Origin of the sequence: Kouleothrix sp., assembly GCF_046328425.1 — a bacterium.
Classification (GTDB): Bacteria; Chloroflexota; Chloroflexia; order Chloroflexales; family Roseiflexaceae; genus Kouleothrix.
The window spans coordinates 143,495-162,854 of sequence record NZ_JAXLWP010000011.1 but is presented as its reverse complement, the minus strand read 5'-3'; the positions used below and the strand labels follow the sequence as shown (position 1 = coordinate 162,854).

Sequence of the window (19,360 nt, the reverse complement as noted above, 5' to 3'; positions counted from 1 at the left end):
TAGCTCTAGTCTCTACTCAACGCGAAGCAACCAGTCCTTTCGGCCGGTAAAGTAATAAAAGCTAAAATAAAAGCTGTGATTACGACCAGGCATGAGGATGCTCCGCCGCCGTTGAATACGCGCAGAGTATACCAGCGAACGCCGTATCAGTCAACTGCGATTGGTTGGCAGTATGGGCAAAGGTGCGTACCGCGCTGGGCCACCACGATCTTCTCGATCGGCGTGCCGCAGCGCGGGCATGGCGCGCCAGCGCGGCCGTAGACCTTGAAGTGGTTCTGGTTGCTGCCGGCTACGCCGTAGCCGTTGCGGTAATCGCGCAAGGTGCTGCCGCCGTGCTCGAGGCCCTGGAGCAGCGCCAGGCGAATGCCTGAATGCAGGCGTGCCACCTCTTCGTCGGAAAGGCTGGCGCTCTGCCGCAGCGGGTGGATCTGCGCATTCCAAAGCGCTTCGTCGGCGTAGATATTGCCGATCCCGGCGATCAGGCGCCCATTGAGCAGCAGCGGCTTGATGCGGGCGTTGTAGCGGCGCAGCAGCGCAGCCAGCAGCTCGGGGGTGAAGGCGTCGGTGAGCGGCTCGACGCCGTGGGCGCTGTCGAGCGCGGCAAGGCCTGCAGCATCGAGCAGGCGCGCCCGGCCGAACTTGCGCGTATCGTGGAAAAATACCTGGCGGCCATCGTCGAGCAGCAGCACGAGGTGGGTGTAGGCGTCGGGTTCGGCCGCGGGGCCGTGCACCGTCAGCGAGCCGGACATACGCAGGTGCAGCGCGAGCGACCAGCCGTCGTCGAGCGTCAGCACGATCCACTTGGCGCGGCGGCCAGCCGCGCGCACCACGCGGCCCTGGATCAGATCGAGAAACTGATCGACCGCCGGCGTCTCGACCATGCGCTCCCAGTCGAGGCGCGTGACGGCGACGATCGTGCGGCCAACGATCTGCTCGCCCAGGCTACGGGCGGCGTGTTCGACTTCGGGCAGCTCGGGCATTGCGGTTAGTTCCCTTGCGTGCAGCCCTGATGCCGGCGCCTCGCGCGAGCATCAGGGCACAAAAGATAGCAAGCGCGCACGGCGGTGCAATCGCCCCGAAGCCTCCCGGGTGCGTCATGCAGAGGCGGCGGCCGGCGCGAGCTTGCGCGCCGGCCTCGGCAACCGTGACAGAGCTGTATTCTACCGCAAGAGGGAAGAAACTGTTCAGGCGATCACCAGGCCGGCCAGCCCGATCGCGCGCTGCTCGGCGAAGTAGTGGCGAAATTGGCGCTCGTGGTGGGCCTCTTTCACCAGCGCGTAGATTGCTTCACGCCGAAATGGGTCGTTGAACGCTTCGGCCAGCAAGCTGACCGGGAGCAGAAACTCGGGCCGCTCGCCCAGCTGGTAGATCGCAGTATCGCCGCCGTGCGAGGCCAGCAGCCCGGCGTCGGCGAGCTCCTCCAGCGCCTCGGCGAGCGCCCAGGGGTTTTCGCGCACGCGCTCGCCGAGGGTTGTTGCAGTGGCGGCCAGACCAGGGTGGATCAGGAACTGAAGCAGCAGGTGGAGCTTCAGCCGCGAGTCGATCAGCCTTGGAGCGATTAGGTGCTCGTAGTTGGCATACATAGCGGTCCTCATTGATCGCAGCCGGATGCACGTGACCTGGCCATCTAATGCAAAGATATTGAGCAGAGTATAGCAAGCGACCCATGAGGAGAAAAGAGGAGGATCTCCCGATCAAGGTGGAGGAATCTTCACTTTCAGCCAACTACAGCTCGTCAGGCGTAGGCCAACCGCAGCAGCAGATCGGTCTGCTCGGCGGTATGTTTCAATGCGACGAGGCGCTTCAAGACGTCGTGGGCGAACACGCGCTTGAGGATTGGGTCGAGCACAAAGCCGAGCCACGGCGGGTTGGCGGCGATATGGTAGCGAAAAATGACCCGCGTCGTGGCCTCGGCGTGCGGCTGAAAGCGCCACGATCCGGCGAACGCCGAGATCAGCGCCGGGCCGCGCGTCATCTTTACCGCCACGACCTTGGGCGGCTTGAACGAGACGTACTCGGTTTCCATGGCCATGCCGTTGCGCGCGACGCACAAGGCGCGCACGCCCAGGCCGGCAGCGTTCGCGCCGCCGACCAGCCGGGCCTCCTTCAGGAATGGATCCCAATCGAGGCGGTGGTCGTAGTCCTGCGTCAGGCGGAACAGTGCCATTGGCTCGGCGCTGATGATGATGCTTTGCTCAAAGGTTGGCATGATAATCGCTCCGTGGTAAGTTCGTGTCAAGAGAGCAAGCCACCCCGAAGCCCAGCGCGTGAGCCGGGAGGCTGCCCCGAGCTACGCGGCGCACTTATGAGCTCAGGCGGCGCAGGCTACGCGCACGGCGATGGAGGTTCAGCGGCAGCGGGAAGGGCGGGCCGCCAAGCAGCCACTTTTGGAATTGGCCGGCGACCTTGGCGCCCTGCTGGGCGTCGAGCGCCTGCCAGCGCGGCAGCATGCTCTGCTCGATCCAGCGCCAGCGCTCGGGGAAGATCGCCATGTTCGTGCCCGGCGCGAAGTCGTCGATGGTTTCGATATGGCCGGGGATGGGCGAGAGCACCCAGCCGGACATAAGCCTCCACAGGTGCTCGTTGCCGTCGTAGACCACCGGCTGCAAAATCTGGCGCTGCTCGTAGTACAGCAGGTCGCGGTTGCCGGCCCACACTAGCGCGGAGTTGGCGTGGCGCTGGCCCTCGTCGATCAGCTGCCAGGCGCGGTACACAAAGCGGTTGAGATGGCCCGCGCGGAATACGCGCCTGATCTCGGCGAGACCACCGGTTTCGTAGGCCATATGCTGCCAGTAGATATCGTTGAAGACTGCCAGGTTGCCGATGCCGAGCGTACCTGCGATGGCGGCAACCTCGCGGCCGAACAGATTGACCAGCGTCGTCAGGTGTGACTGATGAAGGTAGTGCGTCATATACATGCCGCGGCCAACCGCCGCCGAGGTAAGCGCGGCCATGCCGGCCCACTTGTAGATCGCAGGGTTGCGCAGGTACATCTCGGCATAGGCGGCGGTGACGAACTCGTTGCGGCGTACGACGGCGCGGTGATCGAAGCCATCGGCGGGGCGATATTCGATCCGCCGGTTGGCGCGCGCCTGCCACTGAGCGCGTAGCCCGGCTGTAGCGGAAGCATGTGTTTCGGTTGGCGATGTCATGGCTCGGCGGCTCCTCACGCGAACGTCGAATAGTGTTCGGTGTATACGACGCGCGGGGTGCGCACGGGGTTACACCGCTTCGCAGCACAGTGGAATGAATCTAGCCGCCTGAGGGCTGCTCGTAGCGCGCGACGACCTGGCGGGCGGTTTCGAGCACCAGCGCGCGCAGCGCCGGCGGGGCCAGCACCTCGGCGCGCGAGCCAAACCCAAGCACGTATTCGCAGGCATGCTGCTCGCCCTCGAACAGCATTTCGACGCGGAGCATGCCAGCGTCGCCAGCAGGCTCGGCCGACAGCACGCGCGCATAGCGGCCGAGCGCGCGCATATACTCGAGGCTTGTGGCGTCGGTGCGCAGGGTGGCGTGGTACTGCGGCAAATTCGCGCGAAACTCGGCCTTGGAGTGCTCCCAGTAGGCCGCGAGGTCGAAATTGGCCGGGCGCACGCAGGCGGCGCCGGTTGGCTCGGCGCGCTGGATGCGCGCGACACGATAGGTGCGGACGGCGTCGTCGACTGCGGCGACCAGGTACCAGATGCTGCCCTTGGCCACAAGCCCGAGCGGGCTGGCCACGCGCTCGACGGCGGTGCTGTCGGCGCGGCGATACACCATGCGGATCTGCTGATCGGCCCAGACGGCGGCCTGGACTGCGGGCAGCAGCGGCACCGCCTCGGCCGACTGGCCCCAGCCCGCGCCATCGATGTGGAGCCGCGCGCGGGCGTGCTCGGCATCGTGGCGGGCGCTGCCTGGCAGCGCGGCCTGGAGCTTCAGCAGCGCGGCGTCGGCGGCCTGGCGCAGGCCCAGGTCGTTCAGGACGCGGCCGGACTGCGCCAGGAACAGCGCGCGCACCTCGGCCTCGTTCAGGCCGTTGAGGCTGGTGCGGTACGCTTCAAGCAGCGACCAGCCGCCGCCGACGCCGCGCTCGGCGACGATCGGCACGCCGGCAGCGCCGAGCGCCTCCATGTCGCGATGAATCGTGCGGGCCGACACCTCGAGGCGCTGCGCAAGCTCGCGCGCGGTGGTGCGCTGCTGAACTTGCAGCAGCAGCAGGATAGACAGCAGCCGATCGGCGCGCATGGGCTTTTTCCTTGGGCTTACGCAGCTGCGCTGTGCGGCTCCTCAATGCCGCATTTTTGCCCGTGGCAGCAGAGAAACTATCAAGCACCGCTCTGCCGAAGGCCGGGCGCGCCAACCGCGTAAGTCGTAAAAAAATATGACAATAGATGGCATATTTTATTGCTATACTTGGGCCGAAGCAAGCGAACTGAGCGAACGGAGCATGCGCATGAAGTATGGCTTTGTGTTTCCCGGCAACGACGTGCACGAGGCGGTGGCGTTTGGCATCGCGGCCGAGCAAGCCGGGTGGGATGGTTTTTTTGTCTGGGACTCGGTGTGGGGCGTAGACCCGTGGGTGACGCTGGCGGCAGTAGCGGTGCAGACCAAGCGCATCCGCTTGGGCACCATGCTGACGCCGGTGTCGCGGCGGCGGCCCTGGAAGCTAGCCGGCGAGACATCGACGCTCGACCAGATCTCGGGCGGGCGAGTGATCCTGGCGGCGGGCCTGGGCGCGCCCGACACCGGCTTCGAGGCATTTGGCGAAGAGACCGACCGCAAAATCCGCGCCGAGCTGATGGACGAGGGCCTGGCGATTATCGAGGGGCTGTGGCGCGGCCAGCCGTTTAATTTCAGCGGCAAGCACTACCAGGTGAAAGAGACGACGTTTCACCCCGCGCCGCCGCCGGTTCAGCAGCCGCGCATTCCTGTGTGGATGGTGGGCGGGTGGCCGCGCGAGAAATCGATGCGTCGGGTGCTTGCGTGGGATGGGCTGCTGCCAAACAAGATGGAGGCCGACGGCAGCCACGGCAAGGCCAGCCCCGACGACCTGCGCGCTATGAAGGCGTTTATCGACGAGCGCCGCACGCGCGACACGCCATTCGACATTGTGATGGAAGGAGTGACGCCAGGCGACCCAGCGCGCGCCGCCGAGCAGATCCGGCCGTACGCCGAGGCCGGCGCCACGTGGTGGCTCGAGGCGATCTGGACCTCGCCGAGCCTCGACCCGGTGCGCGAGCGCCTGCTGCAAGGGCCGCCGGCGCAGCCGTGATGCCTACGAAGGCTGAGCCCGCCAACTGCATAATACCAAATTCGCTTGATTACTTACACTTTGGTGGGGGTTTGGGGCGGCCGCCCCAACCCCCACCAAAAAGAAAGTGGCAAACGCTGAGTTTACTCGGCCGCCGAAGCGGCCTGGGTGTCGTCGAGCGGGGCGGCTGTGCGAAGCTGCTGCTGCAGCCAGGCAGGAGCATCGCGACGGCTGCGTAGCTCGGCGGCGCGCTCGGCGAATGGGAAATCGAAGCCGTGGCGCGCCTGAAGCGCGGCGGCGCGGCGCGCTACGGCCTGCGCACCCAGGTGCGCCGGCCCGGTGCCGAACAGCACCAGCGAGAACTTCAGATCGAGCAGCGAGCCGGCTGGGAAGGCGGCCAGCAGCGCGCGGGCCTTGGCCGCGCAGCGCGGATCGGATTTGAGGATGTTGGCAGCCAGCACACCGCCAGGGGCTAGCCGCCGAGAACATAGCGCGTAGAACTGGGTTGTCGCCAGGTGGTCGAGCTGATCGGTGTCGTCGCGGAATGCATCCATGACGATCAGGTCGTAGGCGTGCGTGCTGGCCGCGAGAAAGCTGCGCGCGTCGGCGATATGCAGGATCTGGCGCGTGTCGAATGCCACGCCGAAGTAGCGCGGTGCGACCGTGGCGAAGGCTGGGTCGATCTCGACGTTGTCGATCGTCAGCTCGGGCAGGTGGTGGTGCAGCACCAGCGAGACGCGCCCGCCGCCAAAGCCGAGCACACACGCGCGGCGCGGCGCGGGCCGCCAGAGCAGCCCCAGCAGCAGCGCCTGAGTGTAGCGGGCAAGCAGGTGCAGCGGCCGCGCCGGGTCGATGCGCGACATGGGGCCTTCGAGCGTGCCGGACGCGCCGACAAAGAACAGGCCGATCTGGCCGCCCTGCGCGATGATGCGGATGTGGTGCATGCCGGCGCGCGCGTCGTAGAGCACGCCGTCGGGCAGGTGGCGCAGCGGCGCCAGCCGGCGCTCGATCGCGGCCAGGTTGGCGCGCTGCCAGTCGGCTGGCTGCATAGGCTACTTGTCGCCGCGCGGGTAGAACCAGTGGATGTAGGCGCACTGGTCGCAGATGTAGCAGTCGGCGCTGGGGTTCGACCAGTCGACGCGGAAGAATGTGGCGAGCGCGGTGTTGAGCTGGGCGCGCGTGGTATAGAAGTGGTCGTTCTGGCAGACCACGCAGTGTAGCGGCTGGCCGTTGACCTCGATCGGCTGGCTTTCCTGTGTGCTCATAGTATTTCTCCTTCTTCTTCTCCAGTGCGCCTGATCGCAGATGCTACTCAGGATTGCGCATCGGCAAGCCACTGGCCAAACTCTGGCGACTCGACTTTGGCCAGCGCCTTGTGCCACTTTGTCAGCGTCCAATCCCAGAAATCGTACTCGATTGTGCTGATGCTATTCTGGATGCTGCCCCACAGCACCCAGCCGATATTCGACATACAGTGGTAGAGCCACATACGCGCGATAAGCGCGCGGCTGGGCTGGCCAAAGTAGGCCGCGCAGAGCTGTTCGACCTGCTCGGGCGCGAAGTCGTTCTCGTTGCAGATGTTGCCAAGCTCGAAGCATGGGTCGTTGTTGCCGCTATACTCGTAGTCGACGAGCCGGAGGCGCGTGCCGTCGTCGATAAAGTTTTCGGCCAGCAGGTCGTTGTTGCAGGGCACCAGCGGCAGCGGGCGCGCGCTAATCGCCGCCTCGATGCGCCGGGCGACCGGCACGTAGCCCATGTAGCCGTCGGGGATGCGGAAGCCGTGGCGCGCCACGATCTCGAGGTAGAAATCCATCGTGCGGAACATGTTGAAGGTGTTGGCAAAGGCCGGGCCGGCGTGCAGCGCGCGCACCGACGCGGCGATGCGCGCGATCTGCTCGGGCTCGCGTAGGCGTGCGCTGGTCATGGTTGGGCCGTCGATGAACTCCAGCACCATCACCGGGATGTCGGGCAGGTAGTGAGCCAGCCGGGCGCCGACGCCAGTGCTGGCGGCCGCGAGCGTGTTGTGGTACTCGTGCTCGCGGTTCACCGCAAGCAGCTCGGTGCTGGCACCAGGGATGCGCACGACATAGCGCGCGCCGCCGACCTCGACACGGTAGTTGGTGTTGGTAAGCCCGCCGGTGAGCGGTACCGCGCGCACCTCGCGGCCGTGCCACTCGGGGATGCGCTCGATCACCTCGTCGATCGTGGTCATGCTTCCGCCTTACGCTATGTGTTGCTAACACGAGCTATGGGGTGGGGACTCGTGGGTGGATTTGCCGCCCCCGAACACTTCCTTTATGGGCAGTCGCGCCAACCGCCGTGGCCGCGACTGCCCATAAGAGGGCTCGCGCCCTCCAAGCCTCCCGCGCGGTGGGCGTTTTCGCCCTCGGCAGAGCGCTGCTTTTTCTGGTGCTCCGTGCCGAAATCGTGGCGCCAACACCGCTGCACAGAAGCTGGTACGAAGCTTGCTGCTACGCGCGCCCTGGTACTCACAGCTCGGCGCGGGCGAGGCGCTGGCGCAGCAGGTGATCGGCCAGCACCAGCGCGAGCATGGCCTCGGCGATCGGCACCAGGCGCGGCAGCACGGTTGGATCGTGGCGGCCGTGGATCTCGATCGCGCTCGGGTTGCCGGCGCGGTCGACCGTCTGCTGCTGCTGGGCGATCGAGGCTGGCGGCTTGGCGGCCAGGCGCACGCTAATCTCTTCGCCGGTGCTGATGCCGCCGAGAATGCCGCCGTGGTGGTTGCTGGCCGTGCCGATGCCGCCATCATCGCGGCGTATGAACGGGTCGTTGTTTTGCGAGCCGCGCAGATACGCCACGCCGAAGCCCTCGCCCATCTCGACGCCCTTGATCGCCGGGATGCTGAACATCGCCTTGCCGATATCGGCCTGCAGCTTGTCGAACACCGGCTCGCCGAGGCCGGGCGGCACGCCGCGCGCGCGCACCTCTACCACGCCGCCGAGCGAATCGAGGGCGCGGCGGGCCTGGTCGACGCGCTCGATCATCTGGGCCGCCACTGCGGCATCCGGGCAGCGCATAATATTGCGCTCGATCTCGGCTTCGTCGAACACCTGGGCCTTCAAGTCGCCGAGCTGCGCTGTCCAGGCCACGATGCTGACGCCATAGCGCGCCAGCAGCAGCTTGGCCACCGCGCCGCCGGCCACGCGCCCGATCGTCTCGCGCGCGCTCGAGCGCCCGCCGCCGCGCCAGTCGCGAAAGCCGTACTTGGCGTCCCAGGTGTAGTCGGCGTGGCCGGGGCGGTAAAGATCCTTGATGGTGTCGTAGTGCGACGATTTGGCGTCGGTGTTGCGCACCATCATGGCGATCGGCGTGCCGGTGGTGCGGCCCTCGAACACGCCGGAAAGGATCTCGACGCGGTCGGGCTCCTGGCGCGCCGACGAGACCTTGCTCTGGCCGACGCGCCGCCGGTCGAGCTCGCGCTGGATGTCGGCCTCGCCGAGCGCCAGGCCAGCCGGGCAGCCATCGACCACGCAGCCGACTGCGGGGCCGTGCGACTCGCCCCAGGTGGTAAGCCGGAAGACCTGGCCAAATGTATTGCCTGCCATGGAGGTTCCTCGTTCTTCATTGTGCGAATGCCTAGATACCGAGCCGGAGCGTATCGCCTCGGAGCTGCGCTGAAGCTCGGCATTGCCCGGGTCGGCGCGCAGCGCCCGCTCGATCTGGCCGAGCGCGCGTTCGCTGTGGCCAGGGCGGCCCAGCGCTAGCCCCTGCGCGCGATCCCAGCTAGCGAGGCTAAGCGCCAAGCCGGCGCCGCAGGCCGGGCATGCGTCTGAACGCGCCAGCAGCCAGGTATACGTATCGATCGAAGCGCCGCTCATCAAGCGTTCGCGGGTGATGGTGCCGGGCCACAGGTTGCTCAAGCCGCAGACGTGCCTCGGGCAGCCGCCTGCGCGTTCTTCTGCCGAAGCGCGGTTACAGCAGGTTCAGCTGCTCAAGCTCGGGCGCTGCGGCGTACAGCTCGGCCTTGCGCCCGCGCAGAAACGCCTCGACATCGGCAAGGTACGCCTTGGAGTTGGGGTAAAGCTTGCGGATCTGCGCGTAGGCCAGGCCGAGCGTGTGTAGGTAGGTACGATCGCCTGGGCGCATGCGATTTGCCACCGCCCACTCCTGAATAGCCATATACCACATGCCTCGATCGCGATAGCCGATGCCGCTATTGTAGTGCTCGGCGTGGTCGCCCTTCTCGACGACCGGGTCGAAGCGGATGAGCGGGCCAAAGAAATCGCGGTAGCTGAGGAGCGTGAGGATGATCGGCAGCAGCACGAGCAGCACGCCCAGCAGCAGTGGCAGCACGGTAGCGGCCATCATCAGCGCGCCCGACCACGGGCCGGCGCGGGTGGCAAGCGCGGCCAGGCTGCCGATCAGCGCGGCGCCGCGCAGCAGCAGGCCCACGCGCACGGCAACGCCGACGACGATCAGCGCGATATTGAGGAAGAAGAACGCACGGTTGCGTGCCCATAGGCCGCGCGCGAGGCCGATGCAGATCAGGCCGAACAGCAGCAGCGCGGCCAGCACGATCGCGAGGAAGCCGCTTGGCGCGGCGCCTGCGGCCGAGGCCGGCGTGGCGGGCGGCAGCAGCAGCACTACGCCGAGCAGCGCCGCGCCGACGATCGCGAGGACGCCGCCGATCACCCAGACGACCCCGAGCATTGTGAGCGCCAGCGAGCGACGGGCCGGCGGCGCGTCGCGCACCATCAGGCTCTGGCGGCACTGGGTACAGCGCTGCTGCTTGAGTGTGGTTGGCGCGCCGCAGAATGGGCAGGGGTGCTCGGCCGGGGCGCCGGGGCGTGGCTCGGCCGCAGCGGCGGGCTGGGCTGCCGGGCGGCTGGGCAGGGCTGGCGTGGCCGGCAGCACGGGCGGGCGCTCGGGCACTGGCGCGGCCACCTGCTCCATAAGCAGAGTTGGCGGCGGCGGATTCTGATTGATCGGCTGGGGCGGCTGATGATTCGGCCGCACAGCTGGCGCGCCCGGCCCGAGCGGGTCGAACACCGGCGCGCGCAGCCGGGTGGTTGGCGGGCGCTGTGTGGGCGCGGCCTCGGCCGCCGTGTACTGCGCGGCTGCGCGCTCAAGCCCCTCGCGTTTCAGGTTCAGGGTCGTGGTGGTGACGGCATTGGCATCGCGGCGGGGTGGAGCTGGCTGAGGTTCGGCCTGGCCAACGCTGCGCTCGTGCTCGGGCGGCTGCGGCGCTACGGCGTCGCCGTATTGCTCGGTGATCAGCGCCAGGCCCTTTTTGGCCGGCGCACTGTCGGGGTTCAGGTCGAGCACGTTCTGCAGGCAGGTGCGAATATCCGCCGGGTCGTCGACGACACCCGAGAGCCAGAGCCAGCCCAGCTCGCTGCGCTCGTCGGACTCGACCACGCGCGTCAGCAGCTGGCGTGCTTCATCGCGCTGGCCGGCCTTTGCGGCGGCGATACCCTGGCGCAGCAGTGTTTCTATGGCCGCGTCCATACCACCTCCCCTTCGATCATTGTGAGCTCGGATGTGACCGCGTGTAGCTCGGCGGGGTCGATTTTAAACGGATCGGCCGAGAGTACCGCCAGGTCGGCCAGCGCGCCCGGCACCAGCGTGCCCTGCTCGTGGGCCGCGCCGGCTGCCACTGCCGGGCCGGCAGTGAAGCCGCGCAGGGCCGATGTGATATCGACGCGCTGCTCGGGGCGCCAGCCGCCGGGCGGGGTGCCGTCGCGGCGCTGGCGGGTAACAGCCGCGTGGATGCCGAACCAGGGGTTCAGCGGCTCGACCGGCGCGTCGGAGCCGAACGCCAGCGTAGCGCCGGCCTCTTGGAGCGCGTGCCAAGCGTAGGCGCTCGCGCAGCGATCGCCCCACAGCTGTTCGGCCATGTCCATATCGGAAGTAGCGTGGATCGGCTGCATTGAGGCGATCACGCCAAGCGCTGCGAAGCGGGGGATGTCGTCCGGGTGTACGATCTGGCAGTGCTCGATCCGGTTGGGTATAGCGCTAGAATCGCGAGCCGCGCGCTGCGAGCCAGCTGCGTCGCTGTCGCCTTCCTGCCCCAGCAATGCGTACTCGATCGCGTCGAGCACGCGGCGGTTGGCGGCGTCGCCGATCGCGTGGATGGCTACGGCGATGCCGCCAGCCAGGGCGCGCTCCACCGCTGCGTTCAGCGACTCGGTGTCCATGGTCGCCGCGCCAAGGTGACGGCGGCCCTCGTAGTGCGAGAGCATCTCGGCCGTCTCGGAGCCAAGCGAGCCGTCGGCGAACATCTTCACCGCGCCGAGGCGTAGCCAGCGGTCGCCGAAGCCGCTGCGCAGGCCTAGCTCGAGCGCGTGGTCGAGCGCGTCGAGCCCGAGGTGCACCAGGCAGCGCAGGCCCAGGTGGCCGCGCGCGCGCAGCGCCTGCAGATCGCGCAGCACACTGGCGCTATCGCCGGCGGCGAGGCTGGATGGGATATGCGCGCCGGCCATACCGTACGAGTGGGCCTCGACACAGGCGGCGCGCAGCGCGTCGAGGCGTTGGGCCTGCGTGGTTGGCGGGATATGTGCGCGCACCAGGTCGATCGCGGTTTCGAGCAGAATGCCGGTGGCGCGCTTCTTTTCGCGCCCGATCGTGCCGCCAGGCGGGTCGGGGGTGGTGTCGTCGATGCCGGCCAGCTCGAGCGCGCGGCTGTTGGCCCAAGCCGAGTGGCCGTCTTTGCGCACCAGCAGCGCGGGCCGGCCGGGCGTGAGTGCGTCGAGGTCGGCCGCACGCGGCCAGCGACCGCCCCACAGCGTGTGATCCCAGCCGCCGCCAAGCAGCCATTCGCCAGCGGCGAGCTGGTGCGCGGCGTCGCCGACGCGGCGCAGCACATCGTCGTAGTCGGCCAGGCCGTCGAGCCGCAGATCGCGGCGAGCGAGCGCGTAGCCCACCAGGTGCACGTGCGCGTCGGTGAGCGCAGGGATCACCGCGCGGCCGCGCAGGTTGATTGGCTCGGCGCGCCCACCCATAGCGGCCTGCACCTTGCCCTCGCTGCCGACCGCGGCCACCCGGCCGTCGCGGATGCCGAGCGCCTGGGCGCGCGGCAGCGCTGGGTCGAGCGTGTAGATCGGGCCGTTATAGAGGATGCTGGATGGCATGGCCGGTTCCTCGTGCGATGATTGTGTGTGGTTGTATGGTACGGATCGAGGGCGATTCTGTCAAAGATCTGTCAAAGACTCGGTTGCAAACCTGAAAGCGTCGGTCGCGCCAAAGCCTGTCGCTCTTCTGCCGGGCCGCGGCAGCAGGCGAAAGGCGGCCTAGCGGACGATTTTCACAGCGTTGCGGGCCTCGACGGTCACGCCGTCGGGGGTGATGATCCGCAGACGCAGCAGGTAATCGCCGGGCGGCAGCTCGGCGGTGCGCCAGACCCCTAGGATGCCGTCGGTGACGCCGAACGCGCCCTCGGCGAGCGGCTGCCACGCGTCGGGCCTGGCGGCGCTGCTCCAGTCGAGCGTATAGCCGCCGCGCGCAGTGCCGCGCACGAGCACCTGGGTGGTGGTGATCGTAGCGCCGGCGGCGGGCTGGCCGATCAGCGCGATGCTGGCCTCGGGCTTGCTCTGTGGTGGCGGGCAATATTTGCTGGGAACCTGCGGCACGCCGTGGTCGGCGGCCCACTGCTGGAACTGGGCCGGGTACACCGGGAAGCGCTGCTCGCGCACCTCGGCGGGCGGGCTGTAGGGCGCGGCCAGGCAGCTGCCGTCGCCGGCCACCTTCACGGTTTTAAAGAACACATCGCTGGTTTTGGGCTCGGTTCCGGCGACAAAATGCTCTTCGATGCGGCTCGGGCAGGCGTCGGCGGCAAGCGCGCCAGTGTCGGCGCAGATCGCGGCGGTGCTAATGCCCGAGGGCGATGGGAATGCCAGGATCGGCCGGCCGGCGTGGTAGCGATCCATGATCTCGCGCCAGATCGTGCCGGCGCCGTTCACGCCGGCAACCTCCTGCATAGGCGCGCCGTCGCTGTTGCCAACCCACACGCCTACCGTCACGTCGCGGGTGAAGCCCACCGCCCACGAGTCGCGCCAGTCGTTGCTGGTGCCGGTCTTCACCGCCGCCGGCCGGCCGTCCGGCAGTTCCATCACGTTGCCGGGGCCGAACATATACTCGCGCGCGAGATTGTCGCTGAGAATATCGGTCAGCAGGTAGGCGATCTGCTCGCCATGCTCGCCGAGTGCCTGGCGGCCGGGCGCCTCGCTGATGTTCTCGAGCACCTCGCCGCGCGAGTTCGTGACTTTCAGGATCGGCACCGGGTCGCGCTTGTAGCCGCCGTTGCGGATGGTATTGTACACATTCGTCAGGTCGAGCAGCCTGACCTCGCCGGCGCCCAGCACCAGCGCCAGCCCGTAGGCCGATGTGTCGTTCAGCGTGGTGATGCCCATGGCGTGGGCTTGCTCGACGAAGTTCTCGACGCCGACGAACTCCATGGCCTTGACTGCCGGGATGTTGAGCGAGTTGGCCAGCGCCATGCGCAGGCGCTGCGGGCCGTGCCAGCTGTCGTCGTAGTTGTGTGGGGCGTAGACGGTGCCGTCGGACAGCTTGAACTCGGTTGGCTCGTCCCACAGCACGGTCGCGGGCGTCCAGCCGCGGCGCATCGCGGCGGCGTAGACGATCGGCTTGAGCGCCGAGCCGGGCTGGCGCGGCGCCAGCGCCACGTTCACCTCGCCGTCGATCGCCTGGTCGTTGTAGTCGGCGCTGCCGACCATGGCCAGCACCTGGCCCTCGGGCGAGAGCATCACTACGCCGGCGTTCGAGGCGTTGCGGGCGCGCAGCTCGGCTAGCCGCTCGCGCACCACGTGCTCGGCCTCGGCCTGCCAGTGCAGATCAAGCGAGGTGACGACGCGCAGCCCGCCGCGGTAGAGCACATCGGGGCCGTAGCGCTGCTCGAGCAGCTGGCGCACGTAGAACACAAAGTGCGGCGCTACCAGGCTGGTCTGCTGCGGCACAAAGTTCAGCGGCGCGCCAAAGGCCGCGCGCGCCTCGGCGGTGGTGATGTAGCCGAACTTGACCATCAGGCCGAGCGTGATCTTCTGGCGCGCCTTGGCGCCCGCAAGATTGGTAAGCGGGTTGAGCACCGTCGGCGACTGCGGCAGGCCGGCGATCAGCGTGGCCTCGGCGACGTTCAGCTCCCACACGTGCTTGCCGAAATACGTCTGCGCGGCGGCTTCGACGCCGTAGGCCTGGTTGCCGTAGTACACCTCGTTCAGGTACATGCCGAGGATCTGATCTTTGCTGTACTTGCGCGACACCTTGAAGGCCAGAATGGCCTCGCGCAGCTTGCGCTCGAACGACACCGCGCTGCGCTGCTCGGGCGGCAGCAGCACATTGCGCACCAGCTGCTGGGTGATCGTCGAGGCGCCGCTCACCACCTCTTGCGACTGGTAGTTCTGGAGCATGGCGCGCACGATTCCGCGCAGGTCGACGCCGGGGTTCTCGTAAAAGTTGGCGTCCTCGACGGCGATCGTCGCGTCGCGCAGGGCCTTGGGCATGCGCTGGAGGTCGACTACGGTACGGCGGCCGCCCTGCGGGTCGACCAGCTCAAACAGCAGTGTCTGGCCGTCGCGGGCGTAGATCTGGGTGGTTTCGGCTGGGCGGTGGCGGCCAATGCCAGCCTCAAGGCCCTCGAGCTCGCGGCCATAGTAGTAGTAGACACACAGCCCGGCCAGCACGGCCAGCTCGATCGCCAGCAGTGCAAGCTTGACAAAGGCCAGCAGCAGGCGGCCCACGAACGCCAGGGCGCCCAGCAGCGGCGCGCGGCGGGTATGCGGCTGGAAGGCGGGTGCACGTGCCATAGTGCCGGCAGTATAGCATGTTCTGCTGCTGGGCGCAGGCAAAAGCCGCTCCTGGCCAGGGCAGATGCGGCGCCAGACCCTCTGCGCCCGCCCCCGCTTCGCCGAAACCGCCGGCAGCGCGGCACTAGCCTGCGCGCTTGCGCCGCAGATCGATCATCTGGCGTATCTCCTCGCCAATAACCCATTCGGCCTGCGCCTGATCGTCGTCCAGCGACAGGCGCGGCACCGGCAGCGGCTGCCCCTGCGGAGAAACCGAGACCATGCTGAAATAGCCGGTTGTGCATACGCGCTTGTCGCCTTTCAGCGGGTGCTCGGCGTAGATATGCACGCGCACAATCATCGAGGTGCGGCCGACGTAGATCACACGCGCAATCGCTTCGATGATCTCGCCTGCGTGGATCGGCGTGCGAAAGTCGATCCGCTCGCTGGAGGCGGTGACAAGCGGCTGACGGCAAAAGCGTAGGGCGGCGATTGCCGCGGCTTTGTCCATCATCGCCATGACTTCGCCGCCAAACATCGTGCTGAAGTTATTCGTTTGATTCGGCAGCACAATATCGCAGGTGCGAATCTCGGGCGCGGGGCGGGCTGCTTGTTCGCTCATACGATCCGCTCCTTCACAGGAATTACGCGGTGTCCTCCCGCGCGGGAGGCTTTGGAGGGCGCAAGCCCTCCAAAATCATCTCTTTTTGGCCGCGAACGGCCAAAATGGACACAGAAGATCAACACGTACCACGCTGCCGCAGGCTCAATCTCGGCGCTTGAGGAAGCCGAATGACGCAAGTGCGTAGCTCCTAAATGTACTGCCTTTGGTGAAATTGAAATTGCCTCTTGACAGCGCAAACGTTTTCAACTATGATTTCGGCAACGCAAACGTTTTCAGTAGAATAACCCTTCACCGCTGGCTCGCACCGCTCGCGTCCCCCCAGCCAGCGAACCTGGCCGCATCGCGTCGTCCGAGAGCAGTGATGATCGTAGAGCCAGCCATGTCGAAGCGCACCATCATCGAGATCGCAGAGCGCGTGGGCGTATCGCCGGCCACTGTTTCGCGCGCGCTGAACAACGTACCCGGCGTCAGCCCCGACAAGCGCCGCCAGATTGTGGCGGTGGCGAATGAGCTGAACTACCACCCCAACGCGATCGCGCGCAGCTTGCAGGGCCAGCGCACCAACACCGTCGCGTATGTCGCCGATGTCAGCAATCGGCCTGCGGCCGACCTGCTGTTCAAGGATTTTATCACGGTTCTGGCCGAGCGCTGCGCGCGCTTCAACCTCGACCTGCTGATCCACCCGGCGACCAACGGCGCGGCCAACCTGGCCGACCTGGCGCGGCTGCTGCGCTCGGGGCGCGCCGATGGCTTGATCCTCGCCGACACGCGCCAGCACGACCAGCGGCTGAAGCTGCTGGCCGAGCAGAACCTGAGCTTTATCGCCTTTGGCCGCAGTGCCGTCGACGTGCCTTACGCCTATGTCGACGTCGACGGCGAGCTGGGCATCTATACCGCCACGCGCCACCTGATCGAGCGCGGGCATCGCCGGATCGCGTTTTTGGGCATGCCGCTCGATTACTCGTACGCGCTGCACCGCCGCGACGGCTACCTGCGAGCCATGCGCGAGTTCGCCCTGCCGGTCGACCCGCAGCACTTCACTGTGGCGCTCACCAACGAGAGCGAAGCGCGCCTGACCATGGAGCGCCTGCTGGCGCTGCCCGAGCCGCCAACCGCGTTTGTGGCCGCCAGCGATATGCTGGCGATTTACGCAATGAGCGTGGCCATGAACCACGGGCTGCTGGCCGGCCGCGACTATGCGATCACCGGCTTCGACGACCTGCCGCTTGCGGCGCATACCGCCCCGCCGCTCACAACTATGCAGCAGCCGTTCGACCAGGTGTGCGACGAGTTGATTGCGATGTTTCTGCGCGTGCTCGGCAACGAGCCAGGGCCGCGCCAGGTGCTGCTGCCGCCACAGCTGATCGTGCGGGCGACAGCCTGACCATAACCTGCGTCGTGGGTGGCGTCTCTGATTACGTCACCCATATTTCTGGCCTCGGAGCGCAAACGTTTACGTTCATACCATTTCGCAGCAGAAGCTGTGCAGCGGCGAGCGATACCATGATGCAGATTGCGCAACATAGCTTGCAATTTGGCCCGCACCGCGTGGCGGGCGGCGAGGGCGCCAGGGAAGCGATTCCGTACTTCCTGGCTGGCCGCAAGCTGTACTATGTCGGCCTGGTCGGCGGCGGCATCCAGCCGATCGGCGCCGAGCACCTGGCTGGCGAGATGGGTGGCATCTGGGCGCACCCGGTCAAGGTGGCCGATGGCCTGACGCTGCAGGTGGCCGAGCCCGGCGAAGAGCCACCTGCGCCCTCGGCCGTGACGCTGACCGAGGCGCTTTCGCATGTCGAGTGGCGCTATAGCCAGGCCGACCTGGCGGTGCGCCGGCGCGACTTCGTGGCCGAGGAGCATGCCGCGTTTGTGTCGCTGCTGGCGCTGCGCAACGATGGCACGCGCCCGCGCGCCGGCGAGCTGCGGCTTTCGATATGGCTGAAGTTTCTGGGCTGCTGGTTTGGCGGCCTGAGTGTCGGCGGCGGCGAGTACTGGCTCGATGGCTCGGCCGTGCTGGGCTACGATCGGCTGTGGCAGGGCCGCTGGGGCGTGGCCTTTGGCGCCGGCATTGCGCCCACCCACTGCGAGTTTGCCCCGCACGGCCAGGGCCGCGTGGCGACGCTAGTGTACCCGTTCGCGCTGGCGCCGGGCGAGCAGGCCGCGTGGGAATTTCTGCTGGTCGCCGACCACGAGCGCGGCCACGAGGGCGCGCGGCACCTGCTTGGCCAGCTGGCCGGCACCGGCGAGGCGCTGCTAGCCGACAAGATCGCGCGCTACGAGCACACCGCCTTCACTGGCGTGGCGCTGGCCACACCCGACCCGGCGGTTGACCGCGCGTTCGCGCTGGCGAAAGCCAACCTGCAGCTGCTCAGCGCCGACTATGCGCCGAACCTGCCGCCCTACTTCCTGGCTGGCATTCCCGAGTACCCGCAGCTGTTCGGCTGCGACACCGAGTACACCGTGCCGGGCGCCGCCGCCGCCGGTTTCGCCGACCTGTGCAAAAGCGCCCTGCTGGCGCTGGCCAACTACGGCGCGCGCGGCTGCGGGCGCATCCCCCACGAGATCACGACCAACGGCCGCGTGTTTCACCCCGGCAACACCCAGGAAACGCCGCAGTTCGCGCTGGCCTGCTGGGATTACTTCCGCTGGACTGGCGACGAGGCGCTTTTGCGGCTGGCCTACCCGCTGTGCAAGGAAGGCGTCGACGAGTACCTTCCGGCGCTGTGGGGGCCGTCGGGCGGCTTTTATCCGATCGGCGACGGGGTGGTCGAGCGCCAGGGCATGGGCTCGCGCAAGCTCGACAGCACCTGCTACCTGTTTGGCGCGCTGCGCGCGCTGCGCGACATGGCTGCGGTGCTGGGGCTGCAGGCCGACGCCGAGCGCTATGCCGGGCGTATGGCCGAGCTGGGCCAGCGCTTCGAGCAGGACTGGTGGCTCGAGGCCGAGGGCATGTACGCCGACTCGCTGCATACCGACTTGCAGCCGCAGCTCGACGGCCACTGGACGGTGGTGCTGCCGCTGCAGCTTGGGCTGGCCGATGAAGCCCGCGCGCGCCGCGCGCTCGAGCGGATCGCCCGCGAGTGGGTGAACGAGTGGGGGCTGGTGCATACCCGCGAGCGCGAGCAGCTGGTGTGGACACTTCCGACGGGTCTGCTGGCGCTGGCGGCCTTCCGCTACGAGCGTTCCGAGCTGGGGCTGCGGCTGCTGCTGAACATTGCCGAAACCACACTTCATGGCACGCTGGGTGCTTTCAAAGAATTGATCCCGATTGGTTTGTGTTTTGTGCAGCTATGGTCGGCTGGGCTATATGTACAGGGCGTTGTCGAGGGCCTGCTGGGCCTGCAGCCGCTGGCGCACCGCCACGAGCTGGCTGTCGCGCCGTGCCTACCGCACGGCTGGCCCTCGGCGCGGCTGGCCGAGCTGCGCATGGGCGCGCACACCCTGACGCTCGAAGTAGCACCGCAGGGCTTGCAGCTTGAGCACCACGATGGCGCTGAGGCGCTGCGGGTGCGCTACCGCGCGCCGGCGCCGCTGGCGGCGCTGGGCGGGCCGGCCGCGAGCGCGGCCAGCCTCAGCGACGCCCGCTGGATCACAATTGAGGTTCCGCCTGGCCAGGCGCTTGAGGTGGCCTGCACGGCCGACCGCGCCGACATTCGGCTCGGCGCGTTGCCACACTCGGAAAGGAGGTGATCGCAGCCGGCGCTCCGCGCGCCGGGCCTACCAGAAAACTCGCCGATGAGACAGACAGAC

16 protein-coding genes are annotated in these 19,360 nt (G+C 67.6%); 3 read left to right on the top strand and 13 right to left on the bottom strand.

Annotated features, from left to right (window positions below):
• Positions 1-146: 146 nt before the first annotated feature.
• The 5 genes from mutM to U0177_RS12210 all read right to left on the bottom strand — a co-directional run bounded on the left by mutM (position 147) and on the right by U0177_RS12210 (position 4,224).
• Positions 147-980: a bifunctional DNA-formamidopyrimidine glycosylase/DNA-(apurinic or apyrimidinic site) lyase gene (mutM, locus tag U0177_RS12230; RefSeq protein ID WP_409570915.1), complete on the bottom strand. Its 834-nt coding sequence runs from the start codon at positions 978-980 to the stop codon at positions 147-149.
• A 204-nt stretch (positions 981-1,184) separates the two neighbouring features.
• A complete protein-coding gene (locus tag U0177_RS12225) occupies positions 1,185-1,583 on the bottom strand; it encodes a hypothetical protein (RefSeq protein WP_409570914.1) in 399 nt (132 codons plus the stop codon).
• A 152-nt stretch (positions 1,584-1,735) separates the two neighbouring features.
• Positions 1,736-2,209 carry a type II toxin-antitoxin system RatA family toxin gene (locus U0177_RS12220; RefSeq protein WP_409570913.1) on the bottom strand — a complete coding sequence of 158 codons (474 nt, stop codon included), beginning with the start codon at positions 2,207-2,209 and terminating at the stop codon, positions 1,736-1,738.
• Positions 2,210-2,303: 94 nt separating this feature from the next.
• The gene (locus U0177_RS12215; RefSeq protein WP_409570912.1) at positions 2,304-3,152 is read right to left on the bottom strand and encodes a DUF2515 family protein; all 849 of its coding nucleotides are present in this window, start codon (positions 3,150-3,152) and stop codon (positions 2,304-2,306) included.
• A gap of 100 nt (positions 3,153-3,252) precedes the next feature.
• Positions 3,253-4,224 (bottom strand): helix-turn-helix transcriptional regulator, encoded by a 972-nt coding sequence (locus U0177_RS12210; RefSeq protein ID WP_409570911.1) that lies wholly within the window; start codon positions 4,222-4,224, stop codon positions 3,253-3,255.
• A gap of 208 nt (positions 4,225-4,432) precedes the next feature.
• On the opposite strand from U0177_RS12210, the gene U0177_RS12205 reads away from it, so the two are divergent.
• The gene (locus U0177_RS12205; protein ID WP_409570910.1) at positions 4,433-5,251 is read left to right on the top strand and encodes an LLM class flavin-dependent oxidoreductase; all 819 of its coding nucleotides are present in this window, start codon (positions 4,433-4,435) and stop codon (positions 5,249-5,251) included.
• A gap of 122 nt (positions 5,252-5,373) precedes the next feature.
• Here U0177_RS12205 and U0177_RS12200 read toward each other — a convergent pair whose 3' ends face one another.
• The 8 genes from U0177_RS12200 to U0177_RS12165 all read right to left on the bottom strand — a co-directional run bounded on the left by U0177_RS12200 (position 5,374) and on the right by U0177_RS12165 (position 15,610).
• Complete coding sequence (locus U0177_RS12200; protein WP_409570909.1) at positions 5,374-6,279, bottom strand: spermidine synthase; 906 nt, start codon at positions 6,277-6,279, stop codon at positions 5,374-5,376.
• A 3-nt stretch (positions 6,280-6,282) separates the two neighbouring features.
• Positions 6,283-6,495, bottom strand: a complete 213-nt coding sequence (locus U0177_RS12195) for a hypothetical protein (protein WP_409570908.1) — start codon at positions 6,493-6,495, stop codon at positions 6,283-6,285.
• Positions 6,496-6,542: 47 nt separating this feature from the next.
• Entirely contained in the window at positions 6,543-7,442 is a 900-nt protein-coding gene (locus U0177_RS12190) for a phosphotransferase (protein ID WP_409570907.1), read from the bottom strand.
• 277 nt (positions 7,443-7,719) lie between these two features.
• Positions 7,720-8,796 (bottom strand): chorismate synthase, encoded by a 1,077-nt coding sequence (gene aroC / locus U0177_RS12185; RefSeq protein WP_409570906.1) that lies wholly within the window; start codon positions 8,794-8,796, stop codon positions 7,720-7,722.
• A gap of 367 nt (positions 8,797-9,163) precedes the next feature.
• A complete protein-coding gene (locus U0177_RS12180) occupies positions 9,164-10,699 on the bottom strand; it encodes a tetratricopeptide repeat protein (protein WP_409570905.1) in 1,536 nt (511 codons plus the stop codon).
• Positions 10,684-12,321 carry an amidohydrolase gene (locus U0177_RS12175; protein ID WP_409570904.1) on the bottom strand — a complete coding sequence of 546 codons (1,638 nt, stop codon included), beginning with the start codon at positions 12,319-12,321 and terminating at the stop codon, positions 10,684-10,686. Before U0177_RS12175 ends, U0177_RS12180 begins: the two co-directional genes overlap by 16 nt.
• A gap of 159 nt (positions 12,322-12,480) precedes the next feature.
• Positions 12,481-15,009, bottom strand: coding sequence for a transglycosylase domain-containing protein (locus tag U0177_RS12170; protein ID WP_409570903.1), 2,529 nt, complete (start codon positions 15,007-15,009; stop codon positions 12,481-12,483).
• Positions 15,010-15,133: 124 nt separating this feature from the next.
• Complete coding sequence (locus U0177_RS12165) at positions 15,134-15,610, bottom strand: acyl-CoA thioesterase (protein ID WP_409570902.1); 477 nt, start codon at positions 15,608-15,610, stop codon at positions 15,134-15,136.
• A gap of 382 nt (positions 15,611-15,992) precedes the next feature.
• Here U0177_RS12165 and U0177_RS12160 point away from each other — a divergent pair, with 382 nt between their 5' ends.
• Positions 15,993-16,997 carry a LacI family DNA-binding transcriptional regulator gene (locus tag U0177_RS12160; RefSeq protein ID WP_409570901.1) on the top strand — a complete coding sequence of 335 codons (1,005 nt, stop codon included), beginning with the start codon at positions 15,993-15,995 and terminating at the stop codon, positions 16,995-16,997.
• Between the two features lie 119 nt (positions 16,998-17,116).
• Positions 17,117-19,300, top strand: a complete 2,184-nt coding sequence (locus tag U0177_RS12155; RefSeq protein WP_409570900.1) for an MGH1-like glycoside hydrolase domain-containing protein — start codon at positions 17,117-17,119, stop codon at positions 19,298-19,300.
• Positions 19,301-19,360: the final 60 nt, after the last annotated feature.

Bases quoted from the DNA above. Each gene is read 5' to 3' on its own strand.
- mutM (WP_409570915.1), bottom strand. From the start codon at position 980: ATGCCCGAGCTGCCCGAAGTCGAACACGCCGCCCGTAGCCTGGGCGAG.
- U0177_RS12225 (WP_409570914.1), bottom strand. From the start codon at position 1,583: ATGTATGCCAACTACGAGCACCTAATCGCTCCAAGGCTGATCGACTCG.
- U0177_RS12220 (WP_409570913.1), bottom strand. From the start codon at position 2,209: ATGCCAACCTTTGAGCAAAGCATCATCATCAGCGCCGAGCCAATGGCA.
- U0177_RS12215 (WP_409570912.1), bottom strand. From the start codon at position 3,152: ATGACATCGCCAACCGAAACACATGCTTCCGCTACAGCCGGGCTACGC.
- U0177_RS12210 (WP_409570911.1), bottom strand. From the start codon at position 4,224: ATGCGCGCCGATCGGCTGCTGTCTATCCTGCTGCTGCTGCAAGTTCAG.
- U0177_RS12205 (WP_409570910.1), top strand. From the start codon at position 4,433: ATGAAGTATGGCTTTGTGTTTCCCGGCAACGACGTGCACGAGGCGGTG.
- U0177_RS12200 (WP_409570909.1), bottom strand. From the start codon at position 6,279: ATGCAGCCAGCCGACTGGCAGCGCGCCAACCTGGCCGCGATCGAGCGC.
- U0177_RS12195 (WP_409570908.1), bottom strand. From the start codon at position 6,495: ATGAGCACACAGGAAAGCCAGCCGATCGAGGTCAACGGCCAGCCGCTA.
- U0177_RS12190 (WP_409570907.1), bottom strand. From the start codon at position 7,442: ATGACCACGATCGACGAGGTGATCGAGCGCATCCCCGAGTGGCACGGC.
- aroC (WP_409570906.1), bottom strand. From the start codon at position 8,796: ATGGCAGGCAATACATTTGGCCAGGTCTTCCGGCTTACCACCTGGGGC.
- U0177_RS12180 (WP_409570905.1), bottom strand. From the start codon at position 10,699: ATGGACGCGGCCATAGAAACACTGCTGCGCCAGGGTATCGCCGCCGCA.
- U0177_RS12175 (WP_409570904.1), bottom strand. From the start codon at position 12,321: ATGCCATCCAGCATCCTCTATAACGGCCCGATCTACACGCTCGACCCA.
- U0177_RS12170 (WP_409570903.1), bottom strand. From the start codon at position 15,009: ATGGCACGTGCACCCGCCTTCCAGCCGCATACCCGCCGCGCGCCGCTG.
- U0177_RS12165 (WP_409570902.1), bottom strand. From the start codon at position 15,610: ATGAGCGAACAAGCAGCCCGCCCCGCGCCCGAGATTCGCACCTGCGAT.
- U0177_RS12160 (WP_409570901.1), top strand. From the start codon at position 15,993: ATGTCGAAGCGCACCATCATCGAGATCGCAGAGCGCGTGGGCGTATCG.
- U0177_RS12155 (WP_409570900.1), top strand. From the start codon at position 17,117: ATGATGCAGATTGCGCAACATAGCTTGCAATTTGGCCCGCACCGCGTG.